This window comes from Shouchella shacheensis, assembly GCF_001484965.1.
Lineage (GTDB): Bacteria > Bacillota > Bacilli > Bacillales > Bacillaceae_D > Shouchella > Shouchella shacheensis.
In genome coordinates this window covers 1-11659 of sequence record NZ_LLYY01000055.1, presented here as the reverse complement: position 1 = coordinate 11659, position 11659 = coordinate 1, and the positions used below count along the sequence as shown (strand labels likewise).

Below are 11659 nucleotides of genomic sequence, written 5' to 3'. Positions count from 1 at the left end.
TCCAGAACTTGTCGCTCGTGAGCAGGGCGCCTGCGCATTTCGGTATTGTATGAGTAGCATCAGCATCCAATGCTCATACTAAAATAATTAACATGATGCGGAAGGGGGGAAGAGGATGGTCTACATCCTTTTTATCGTTGCGGCAGCGGGGACGGTGTTTGCCGCTATCAAGTTATCTGCATACGCAGATGTCATTAGTGAAAAAAGCGCCATTGGCGGTCTGATGGTCGGGACCATCTTGCTCGCGGGGGCGACGTCGCTGCCTGAGCTAACATCCATCGTAACAGCAGGGTTGATTGAAAATCCGGATTTAGCGGTAGGGAATGTGCTCGGGAGCAATTTATATAACCTGCTTATCCTTGCTGGGGCGGACATTGCCTTTCGAAGGAGAACCATGTTTTCCCATGCAAGGAATTCACATGTCTACACGTCCCTGCTCGTTATTTGTATGTCGCTCATCATCCTTGCTAGCTTGCTCTTAGAAATCACATGGTCTGTTTTTGGTGTAAGTGTCGATGTTCTGATCATCTGTGTGGTTTATGGAGTAGGACTATACTTGATCAATAAGCGAACGCAAGCATCGGAGCCAAAGGAAAAAAAGCAGGCCCAAAGCCCTCAACTAAGTTTGCGAGCGGCGCAAGTGCGGTTTGGCATCGCGGCTGTTGTCATTTTAATTGGAGGGACGGCTTTGACGTTTTTAGGGGATCAAATCGCCGTGCAAACGGGTCTTGGTTCAAGCTTTGTCGGTAGCTTTTTAATCGCTGGTTCCACCTCGCTTCCGGAGATTGCGGTAGTAGTGGCCGCGCTTAGGCTAAGGCAGTCAGATTTAGCCGTTGGCTCCATTATGGGAAGCAACTTATTTAATTTGACGCTACTCCTTGTAGGGGACGTTTTTTATTCCCCTGGTCCGTTGTTAGCAGCTGCAAGCGGAGCAAATTTTATTTCAACGATTGGCATTATCGTCCTTTCATTGCTGGTGATTTATGCAGTGAAACGAAAGAGGTCCACGTATAGCCTTGTTCCTTCCTTTCTAGTCATTGGCCTCTATTTCGCATGTGCCTATTTAATTTTTCAGGCGAATTAATAGCGATGCGACGTTGAGTTTGTTATTCTTATTTTACATCTGTTAAACAGGAGGGCTCTGCCCGTGATTTTCGCAATCATCGCTTGCCTACTAGTGTCGCTCTTTTTCTCCGGAAGCGAAACGGCACTTACGGCAACGAATAAAATGAGACTGCAAACAAAGGCAGCGAACCATGACAAGAAATCGGAAAAGCTGTATCACCTTGTTTCGAAACCGGATGAATTCATCACTGCGATATTAATTGGCAACAACATTTCAAACATCTTACTACCGACGTTAGTGACGATGGTGGCGATTGACTACGGAATCAGCGTGGCTCTTGCGACAGGCGCTTTAACTGTTACCATTATCATCTTCGCAGAAGTGCTTCCTAAGTCTGTAGCGGCGACCTTTCCGGACCGAATTGCGTATATTGTCTACCCTGTGATTCGTGGAGTGGTTACTCTTTTTAAGCCGCTGACATTTTTGTTAAATGGCTTTACAGGTATAGTGATTAAACTCCTTTCACGAGGGGACGAGGAGCGAGCATCGATCTCCAAAGAGGAACTTCGCTACATGGTGGATATTGCCCACACGGAAGGTACATTTGAAAATGAAGAAACGCACCGTATAAAAGGAATTCTTGATTTTCGTGACTTAAATGTCAGGGATGCCCTAAAGACGCCGAGGGTGGACATCGAAGGAATTCCTTCAGGCTCGAGTTTTGAAGAGGCACGAGACATTGTCATCGGGAACCGCTTTACGAGATACCCGGTCTTTAAGGATGACATGGACAATATTATTGGCGTCTTTCATTCGAAATTTTTAATTTCCTGGTCGTTGGAACCAGAGAAAGACCTGAAGTCCTTCAGTGATATGGACCCATTAATTGTTTTTGAGTTTCACTCGATTGAATGGGTGTTTCGTAAGATGTTGCAAGAACGCAAGCACCTGGCAGTTGTGCTTGACGAGTACGGAGGAACAGAAGGCATCATTAGCCATGAGGATATTATTGAAGCGATGATTGGCCAAGAGATTGAAGATGAGACCGATTTCGGAAGTGATGTATTGATTGAGAAAGTGACAGACACTGAAATGATCTGCCACGGCAAAATCACGTTACATAGACTGAACTCGATTTTCAAAACGGATATTCCCGAGGACGAGGACATTTTGGCTGGCTTTCTTCTGACTCAGCTCGGTTATTTCCCGGCTGTGGGGGAGATCTACGAGTATGAGAATTTAACGTTTGTTGTTCTCGACGTGGATGAGAAGAAAGTAAAAAGAGTGCAGATTACAAAAAATGAACGTGAGGAGGCATAAAGTCTTCTCGGTTTTTTTGTCTAGCTCCGGCGAGTAGAAGCGACCCGCCCCGCGCTTTTCTATTACGTTTTGCTTGACATGTGGCCAGCTGGAATGCTAGAAAAAGAGGTGAGAATTTCGAACGGCCTTTGTGATCTGAAACAAGCTTCGGGTGTATACTAGTGATGAAGGGGAAGGGAGGAGACGGAATGGATGATCGTCTATTTCGAACGGCTATGAGTAAGTTTGCGACAGGAGTGACCGTTATTTCGACGGAGGTGGATGGCGCGTATCATGGAATGACCGCCAACGCCTTTATGTCGGTCTCGCTCAATCCACAACTTATTTTAGTCTCGATTGCCAATAAAGCAAAGTTCAAGCCAATGGTGGACCAGACTGGCACGTTTGCTGTCAGCCTCCTGGCTAAAGGGCAAGAGGACATTTCTATGCACTTTGCAGGGCAGATTAAGAAAGAAGAAGGCTTCACATTTGCTTCTTTTGATGGAATGCCCGTCATTGACGGAGCGATAGCGACTATTGCCTGTGACGTTCACAACACAAGTGTCCAAGGGGATCACACGCTTTACATTGGGCGTGTACGTGATATTGCGGTCGCTGATGGCGATCCGCTCGCTTATTTTTCGGGAAAATACTACGATATTCAGCTAGCAGACGGGAACTAAATGACCCTTCCCCAGTACTTTTTACGGAGGAAGATCCCCTCGGAACACTTTGAAAAGTGCACCGGGGGGATTTTTTCATCCGAACAAAAACAACCACAGCAAATAAACGAGTGGCAAGAGAGTGAGAACTAGCCCCAAGAAATGAGTCTTTCTCCAAAATTGCAACGTAAATCCTACGGTCCATACGAGAAAAGGAAGGAGATATAGAGGGCGAAACTCAGTGTCATCTGCCAATCCGATCCCTGCGCTAAGCGCCAGACAAATGAGCAAAATGAGAATGCCAGCGATGGCGTTATATACGTGTCTAAGCACAAGAAATAAAATGGTGGCGCCTCCTCCGAGAAAAGTTGTCCAATCCTTTAGATAGGTATGAACTATTCATTAGAATCATGCTAGGGAAAAATGTAGAAAAGTAGAGCTATAATTGGAGGGTGGGCGAAGTTTCGTTAGAGGTAGAGGAGAAAGGGGTCAACGATAAGCGGACGATGGCGTGCCAACTGACGGCCGCACGCTCTGTTTCTTTGATACGTTCTGCTTTTCCGTCACACTGAGCTTCTTAAATGAAACAAGCGAAACTTAAAGCAAAAACAAGCCTTTGAGGGCGTCTCCTCAAAGGCTTGTTTCCCGTGCTGGCGTATCCGTCTTACAAACCTTGAGCGGTTGGACGAATGATTATTTCGTTCGTCGCCACGTCTTCAGGTTCTCCGATGGCGTGAGAAATGGCTCGTGCAATGCTATCTGCTGGAATAGCAGCTTCATAAAGAGAGTCGGCCATTTCCTTAGAGGTATCATCGGTAATATGCTCCGTCAGTTCCGTATCGATGGCGCCTGGGGAAATATTGGTTGTTCGGATATTGTTCTCGTATTCTTCTTTTCGTAAGCCTTCGGTGATGGCGCGAACAGCAAATTTCGTCCCACAATAGACCGCACCGCCCGGCATGACTTCATGACCGGCAACCGAGGAAATATTAATCACATGTCCCGATTTGCGCTCTTTCATATGGGGCAAGACAGCACCTATGCCGTACAGGACCCCTTTGATGTTCACGTCAACCATTTGATCCCATTCTTCTACTTTGCGCTTGCTTAAGTTGGAGAGCGGCATTAGGCCAGCGTTGTTGATAAGGACGTCGACTTGGCCATAAGTCTCAATGGCGTAAGAAATAAGCGTGTCCATTTCCTCCATAGAGCTGACATCTGTTTTTTTGAACACAGCGTCTATGCCTTGATCTTTAAGTTCATCTTGCAGTTGCTGCAGCCGTTCCTCACGTCTAGCAGCTAAGACAAGTTTGGCGCCTTTGCTTCCTAGTTCTTTTGCTGTTGATTCGCCAATCCCACTAGATGCACCAGTGAGGACGACGACTTTCCCTTCTATAGCCAAGTGAAACACTCCTTTTTTGATCGATATTGGATCAATTCCCACTCGGCGTAAGTTTAAAACATGTCGGCGCCGGTTAGTTTAAGGCAAATTTTCGCGATCTCTAGAATGGCATGGCTATTTCATGTCATGGAAGGGAGAAGGAGGCAACGAGTCAAAGCAGGTTGCTTACTAACTAAAACCCAAGCCTTGGAGCGGCGTACTCCAAGGCTTGGGTTACTATTGTGAAACGTGTATGTTCATTTGCAAAATACTTACGAACGCAAACCAATGCTTACTGTCCTTGCGATGCTAGCAGCCGTCCCCTCTAAATAGTGAAGCCCATTCGAGAACGCATCCTCCAGAGAAATGGCACCTGGAACAAGAGAGAAGGCCGCGTCGATCCCGTTTTCAAAGATGGCTTCGTGCCCTTCTCCTAACTGCCCGGCAATGGCAATCACGGGGGCATCGGCTTGTTTGGCAGCCTTCGCTACACCAATGGGTGTCTTTCCGAACGGGGTTTGATGGTCGATGCGTCCTTCGCCGGTAATGACGAGATCAGCCCCGGCCACTCTCTCGGCAAAACGCGTCGACTCCAAAATAAGCGTCACTCCGGAAGCGAGGCGGGAGTCAAAAAAGCCAAGCAATCCCGCGCCGAATCCGCCAGCGGCGCCAGAACCGGGCGTGTGGCGGACGTCTTTGCCGAGGGCCTTTTCAATGATGTCAGCAAAGTGAGTCAGAGCGGCCTCGAGTTCTTCAATGCAGGCAGCGTCTGCGCCTTTCTGTGGTCCATAAACAGCTGCCGCGCCGCGCTCACCAAGAAGAGGATTGTCAACGTCACAGGCCACTTCAATCGTTGCTTCTTTCAGCTTGGGGTGCACGTCTTCGGTGTCAATCCTAGCAAGCTGCTTAAGGGCGGAGCCTCCGTAATGGAGGTTTGCGCCTTGATCGTCGAGAAGCTTGAGGCCAAGCGCCTGGGCAAACCCAGCACCGCCGTCGTTGGTCGCGCTGCCACCAATGCCGAGAATGATCCGCGTGGCTCCCTGTTCGAGGGCGTCGGCGACGAGCTCCCCCGTTCCGTATGTTGTGGTCAGCCGCGGATCTCGCGCTTCGGGCGAGACGAGTTGAAGGCCAGAGGCAGCAGCCATTTCAATCACGGCAACTTTCTCCGTGTGGGCAAGGGCATAGACAGCGTGAACAGGTTTGCCGAGAGGGCCGGTCACCGTCAATGTACGCTGCTCGGCCCCGAGGGCATCGGCAATGGATTGGACGGTTCCTTCACCCCCGTCAGCCATCGGAATTTTTTCGTAGACGGCTTCAGGAAAAACGGTACGAAAGCCTTTCTCAATCGCAACTGCGGCTTCAAGAGCGCTAAAGCTTTCTTTAAACGAATCAGGGGCAATGACAATCTTCTTCATAGGTATTCACTCCTTTTCAAATTAGCCAAACCACTGAAAGATGCCGAAAATGAGCGTTGAAATGAATGCTAGTACGAGTCCGACTGCGCTTTCATAAGGCATTAATTTCAATCGTTCTTGAATGTCCATGTTGACGCTTCCGGCTGTAGCATGGAAGAAGCTACCATGGGGCAAGTGGTCCACCACGGTTGCGCCAGCACTTACCATTGCCGCCCCGGCAAGAGCAGAAACACCAAGTTCCAGTAACGTCGAGCTAAACACGGTTGAAGCCACAGCGGCACCAGCTGTTGTTGAGGCAGTGGCCGCTCCCATGAAAATACCGGAGGCAGGAGCCAGAGCAAACGACGGCAGGCCGAGCGCTTCCAATGAATCGACTAACACAACACTGACGCTTGAATTCGAAATAATGCCTGCGATCGCGCCAGTACCAATAAGCAAAACCGCAATAGGCGCCATCTTATTTAACCCTGCTACCATATAAGGAAGAGCCTTTGTCAGCTGCCCCATCGCAAGAGCTCCAAGCAGGCCTCCGAGAGGAAGGGCGACCATAGGGTCGATTTCAATGCCAAAGAGTGGTCTGAGCGCAAGCAAGACGATGGCGGTCAAAGGAGCGACAAGGGCGGCGCTAAAGCGAATCGAATGATTCTCTGCGGCCAATTCGGTTTCATCATTGATCGGCATGGTGCCTTTAACAGAAAGGCGTTTGGCAAGCAGATACGTAACGGCGATCCCAAAGATGGCCGGCAGGATGCCAGCAGCCATGACGGAGGTGAGAGGGACGCCAAACGCATCGGCGACGGCAATGTTATTAGGGTTCGGGCTCATGATATTCCCGGCCTTCCCTCCCCCGATCATCGCGAGCAGAATCGCCATTCTTGAGAGATTGGCTTCTCTAGCAATCACAAGAGCAATCGGAGCAACGGTGATGACGGCAATATCAATGAAAACGCCGACGCCTGTTAAGAGCATCGTCGCCAGAGCTAGGGCGAGAAGGGCACGGGCATGACCGACCCAACCGACGATTTTCTTGGCGATTACTGTCGCCCCGCCTGATTCGATTAAGATCCCGGCTAGGACACCTGCGGCCAGAATTCGAAGAATCGCGGATGCAATATCGCCGACGCCCTCGATCATTAAATCAACAGTCTCTGTCATGGAAGCGCCGCCAATTAAACCACCAAGAACGGCGCCTGTGAGCAAGGCGTAGACAGGGAGGATTTTGCGCAAAATCATCACAATCGCAACGGCTAAGCCTATCAGGGCCCCGAGTGCTGTCACTTGAATATCCATAGGTCCCTCCAAAGATTAAAATCGGTGTAATCGATTTCAATGCATCCATTGTACTGACTTTTAAGGGGCGGTAGCATTAGAAAAACGAACAAAAATAAAAGGAATTATACTTCTATTTTTGTTCGTTTGCACATTTATCTTGCCATATACGTTCAGCCACATACAATTCAAGGAGGTCACGGATTCGACGTGGTTGTTTGCCAGTGAGCGCCTCAATCTTTTGAAGGCGGTACTGAACGGTGTTGCGGTGAACAAAGAGTGCGTCCGCAATCCGCTGGGTTTCGCCATTATGAGCATAAAAGAGTCGCAAGGTTTCTCTCAAATCCTTGAATGGCTCTAATTTTTCGTAAAGCTTATAAAAAAACTCACTGTCCTCCCCCTCAGACCACTCAACGATCATAGTATCAAGAAGGTAGTCTTCGAAACGATACACGCGTTCTTTTGGTGAGAGGAGGGAGCCGCTTTTCCAAGTGGAGCGAGCTCGAGCGTATCCACGGTGAATGTCACTGAGTTGGTGCTCAACGGGTCCTGAAGCGAAGGAAAAAGGCTGGTCTTCCTCTACTTGGCCTAACGTCCTCAAGAGCCTTTCTTTTTCTGGATAAGCTTCAAGCAGCACATAATTGCCAGATTCAAGCCGAAAAAGCTGATCTTCATTCTGTAGGAGTGTGTGGATTTGTTGTTCAGTGGCGAGTGTCGAATGTTCATCGATGTGGACATACCAAGGGCGAGACGGCAGCGGAATGGCGAACCCTGCGGCACGCGCCCGTCTATCAAAAGCGGTTGTATCAGAAAACGAGCCGCTGAACAGCTGCCATCCCAGCTCCTCCTTCAAGCGCCTGTCCCACTGTAGCTGTTCGGTTAAATAGGCTTGGTTTAGTGACAGCTCAGCAGCCATTTGCACTAACTTTCCGAAACCTCGAATGACCTCAGGATCAGCGGTAATGCCGATCACACCGACAATTTCCCCCTGGAAGTGAATGGGCAAGTTGATCCCTGGCTTCGTCCCCTTTACGTCCGACGCCTCTGATACAGAGATTTCTACTTCTCTTTCTTTTTCAAGGACTTCTTTGGCGCCAGCATGAAGTTCAAAGAGACGCTCGGGCTGACCGCTTGCCATAATAATGCCTTCAGGATTCATGACATTGACATTGCAGTCGATGATTGCCATGGTTCGGGAGACGATTTCCTGTGCAAGTTCTTTCGTTATCATGGAAGTGCTCCATTCAACAGAGGATTTCCTTCTATGCTACCAGAGAGGGAGGGGGTGTCAATTTGGCTTAAAGAAAGAGGCATATTGGGAGAAGCCATGGCCCTTTCTCTTATTCGGTAGTCTACGGCAGTTGTTGCTTCCCTTCAATTCGAGCGATCACTTCATGCAAACTCTCCGGCTTGTAAAATTCAATCGGGGAACGTCCCTTTTCAAAAGAAAGCTGGTCCGCTTCCGCTAAGAGGACGTAACGGTCACCGATTTTTGCTAGGTGCAGCGTTTCTCCGAAGTCCGCCAACAGTGCCTTAACTTCCGTTTCCCCGAGCTTCACTTTCACTTCGGCTTCCGGTGTGTGCTCGACAATCTGTGCGGATGCTTCCATCACTTGATGTGTATTGAGATGTTCCTGAAGCTCGCGTTTCTCGCTCGATTCCCATACATCCATCGTCTCTTCAAACTGCTGCCGTTCTTCGCTGGCTTCTTCATAACTCTCGGCTCCATGCTCATGCAGCATCGTGCGAACCTGCGTGCGAAGAATCTCCGGCATTGAATCGCCGTACTCCACGTAGTTTAAAAAGTCCTCAAAGTAACGCGCATGAGAAGCCTGGTGAATTTTGACTTCCGCTTTTTCAACCATGCCTTCTTCAATCATATAAGGATATTGAATGGACTTCATATTTTTCGTGGTAATCGCGCGCTCCACTTTCCGTATAAGCTTCGATTCATCCGAAAGAGAGGCGACTTTCGGCTCGAAATCACATTTCATAATAAAAACGAAAGGGTCGTCAAAATACTTTCTCGGCACAGCACTTGCGACTAGAAATACACCCCCGCGTACTGCGCTTGTATCAAGATAGGTCCGAACAAATTTTTCGCTTTGTTCTTTAAATGCTTCCTTTGTCTTAGCGGCGATGGTGCGGGCAAATAAATTGTAGTTGGGATTCGAATCGAGGGGATGCCCAGCCTCTGTCATAAAGCGGCCGATTTTGGTAGGAACCTGTTCGGATTTAGGGTGGTGTTCGGCCTTGCGCTTCACGATTTTTTTCAGTTCCCCGTCCAAGAAATCTTTCAGCTCGCTGTGCTCGAACTCTTCGGTATCAAGCGTTTGAAAGTGTTTGTATTGTTTTAGCGCGTCTTCCTCTTTGCCTTCCACAGTGACGACGTAAAAGGAGAGGAAATTGACTTTGAATTCCATCGCGGTTTCACCTCATCCATGAATCAATCAAGTATAGGAGAACGGAGGAGCCTCGTCAATCATCCTTCTACTTGTAAATGAGTTGAGGTATGCTAGCATGAAAGAGCACAATAATGTATTCGATTAAAGTGAGGAGAAAATCAATGAGACCAACAATGAAAAGATTAAGCGTGATCCCACTTATGTTGCTGCTTGTATTAACAGCTTGTGGGCAAGAACCGGAGGGAAATGACTCTCCGGAGAGCGATGCTGAAGAAACTACAGAAGAAGCAAACGATGAGAGAACAGCGGGGGATAGTGGAGAAGAGGGTGTTCCAGAGGCAGATATCTCCCCTGAAGATCGCCCGCTTGTGACGATGGAGATGGAGTCCGGGGAGCAGGTCGTGATGGAGCTGTATCCTGACGTTGCACCCATCACCGTAGACAATTTTGTTTCGTTGATTGAACAGGAGTTTTACAATGGCCTGACGTTTCACCGCATCATTCCCGGCTTTATGATCCAAGGTGGAGACCCGGACGGGAACGGCACCGGTGGTCCAGGCTATTCGATTAAAGGCGAATTTGACAACAATGGCTTTGAAAACGATCTTGCTCATGAGCGTGGGATCATTTCGATGGCGCGGAGCCAGTCTCCAGATTCAGCCGGCTCCCAGTTCTTTATCATGCATGAGGACAGCCCACATTTAGATGGCGATTATGCGGCGTTTGGGGAGGTTGTTGAAGGGATGGAGGTCGTCGATGAAATAGCCGCGACCGAGCCAGTCTCTGAAGAAGGTCCAAATGCTGGACAGCCCGTTGAGGGAGAGGCGCCGGTCATCTCCTCCATGACTGTAGAAATCGACTAAGAGGAAGAGGATGTTTTTATAAGTGTGAATACGGACCAACAGGGCCCCTACGCGAAGAACGTCACAATTTGACCGACGTTTTTAGTAGTAGCTCCTAAAAGTAAGTGTTATAATTGATGGAATAAGGAGGGAGAAAGACAATGATTTCAAAAGCTCGAATTTCAGCCATAGGCACCTATGTACCTTCTAATGTGTTAACCAATGATGAACTAGAAACGCTCGTAGATACAAATGATGAATGGATTGTGCAGCGAACCGGGATGCATGAACGTCGCGTAGCAAACGAGGATGAGTTCTCCTCTGACCTCGCTTTTAAAGCCATTGAAAACTTGCGTGAGGCCTACAGCAAGGAGGTGCAGGATGTAGACTGCATCATCGTGGCCACGACAACGCCTGATTACGCGTTCCCAAGCGTAGCGGCGCGCATTCAGCACTATTTTCAAATTCCTAGCACAGCCGCTTTTGATTTAAACGCCACATGCGCTGGGTTTACCTATGGACTGCACGTAGCGAATCAGCTTGTGAGTGCTGGGGCGCACCGAAAAGTACTCGTCGTGGCAACGGAAACACTCACCAGAGTGACGGATTACACAGATAGAACTTCCTGTATTTTGTTTGGAGACGGGGCAGGGGCTATGCTTGTCGAGTACGATGAAGAGAATCCGAGCTTCCTTGCCGCACATATGGGCACGAACGGGGAAGGTGGAAAGCACGTCTACAGGACGACCACCTTTGCGAAAACCATGGACGGGGAACCTCTGATTGATTCAAGCAAAATGGTGCAAAACGGTCGGGAAGTCTACAAATGGGTCACGCGGAACATCCCTGTGGGCATCCAAGCTTTGCTAGAGGAAGCGGATCGAGAGACTGTCGATTGGTTTGTCCCGCACAGCGCGAATTTGCGAATGATCGAATCGCTTTGCGAAAAGGCAGATCTCTCCATTGAGAAGACGCTTGTGAGTATGAAGTATTACGGCAACACCTCTTCGGCCTCCATTCCACTAGCCTTAGGACTAGGTCTGAAAGAGGAGCAGATCCAAACGGGGGACACGCTCTTGCTCTACGGGTTCGGAGGAGGACTCACCCATCTTGGGTTGATTATTAAGTGGACGATTTAAACAAAAAGAGCTTCGGATCAGTCAACCAAGGGACTGAGTGAAGCTCTTTTTGTGTTTAGCTCCGGCGGGTAGAAGCGTCAAGATTTTTTCAGCCCTGACAACGAAAGTCCTTCAAAATTTCCGCTTCTAAATGACCCGCCTGCGCTTTTCGGATTGTCTAGCTCCGGCGCCCACTCGCTCG

General features: G+C 48.9%; 10 protein-coding genes. 5 read left to right on the top strand and 5 right to left on the bottom strand.

Annotated elements, in window-relative coordinates:
* Positions 1-115 precede the first annotated feature (115 nt).
* From AVZ68_RS18960 to AVZ68_RS18950, 3 genes are all read left to right on the top strand, one after another.
* Positions 116-1084 carry a sodium:calcium antiporter gene (locus AVZ68_RS18960; protein WP_059106144.1) on the top strand — a complete coding sequence of 323 codons (969 nt, stop codon included), beginning with the start codon at positions 116-118 and terminating at the stop codon, positions 1082-1084.
* 63 nt (positions 1085-1147) lie between these two features.
* Positions 1148-2386, top strand: a complete 1239-nt coding sequence (locus AVZ68_RS18955; RefSeq protein ID WP_059106143.1) for a hemolysin family protein — start codon at positions 1148-1150, stop codon at positions 2384-2386.
* A 188-nt stretch (positions 2387-2574) separates the two neighbouring features.
* Entirely contained in the window at positions 2575-3048 is a 474-nt protein-coding gene (locus AVZ68_RS18950; RefSeq protein WP_059106142.1) for a flavin reductase family protein, read from the top strand.
* 643 nt (positions 3049-3691) lie between these two features.
* Here AVZ68_RS18950 and AVZ68_RS18940 read toward each other — a convergent pair.
* The 5 genes from AVZ68_RS18940 to AVZ68_RS18920 form a co-directional block, all read right to left on the bottom strand.
* Positions 3692-4429 carry an SDR family oxidoreductase gene (locus AVZ68_RS18940; RefSeq protein ID WP_082676794.1) on the bottom strand — a complete coding sequence of 246 codons (738 nt, stop codon included), beginning with the start codon at positions 4427-4429 and terminating at the stop codon, positions 3692-3694.
* Between the two features lie 251 nt (positions 4430-4680).
* Positions 4681-5823: a glycerate kinase gene (locus AVZ68_RS18935; RefSeq protein WP_059106139.1), complete on the bottom strand. Its 1143-nt coding sequence runs from the start codon at positions 5821-5823 to the stop codon at positions 4681-4683.
* Positions 5824-5844: 21 nt separating this feature from the next.
* The gene (locus AVZ68_RS18930) at positions 5845-7113 is read right to left on the bottom strand and encodes a GntP family permease (protein ID WP_059106138.1); all 1269 of its coding nucleotides are present in this window, start codon (positions 7111-7113) and stop codon (positions 5845-5847) included.
* Between the two features lie 112 nt (positions 7114-7225).
* A complete protein-coding gene (locus AVZ68_RS18925; protein WP_059106137.1) occupies positions 7226-8323 on the bottom strand; it encodes a CdaR family transcriptional regulator in 1098 nt (365 codons plus the stop codon).
* Positions 8324-8444: 121 nt separating this feature from the next.
* Complete coding sequence (locus tag AVZ68_RS18920) at positions 8445-9515, bottom strand: DUF3900 domain-containing protein (protein ID WP_059106136.1); 1071 nt, start codon at positions 9513-9515, stop codon at positions 8445-8447.
* Positions 9516-9658: 143 nt separating this feature from the next.
* Here AVZ68_RS18920 and AVZ68_RS18915 point away from each other — a divergent pair, with 143 nt between their 5' ends.
* Both AVZ68_RS18915 and AVZ68_RS18910 read left to right on the top strand, forming a co-directional pair.
* Positions 9659-10360, top strand: a complete 702-nt coding sequence (locus tag AVZ68_RS18915) for a peptidylprolyl isomerase (protein ID WP_245628185.1) — start codon at positions 9659-9661, stop codon at positions 10358-10360.
* A 140-nt stretch (positions 10361-10500) separates the two neighbouring features.
* Entirely contained in the window at positions 10501-11478 is a 978-nt protein-coding gene (locus tag AVZ68_RS18910) for a ketoacyl-ACP synthase III (protein ID WP_059106135.1), read from the top strand.
* Positions 11479-11659: the final 181 nt, after the last annotated feature.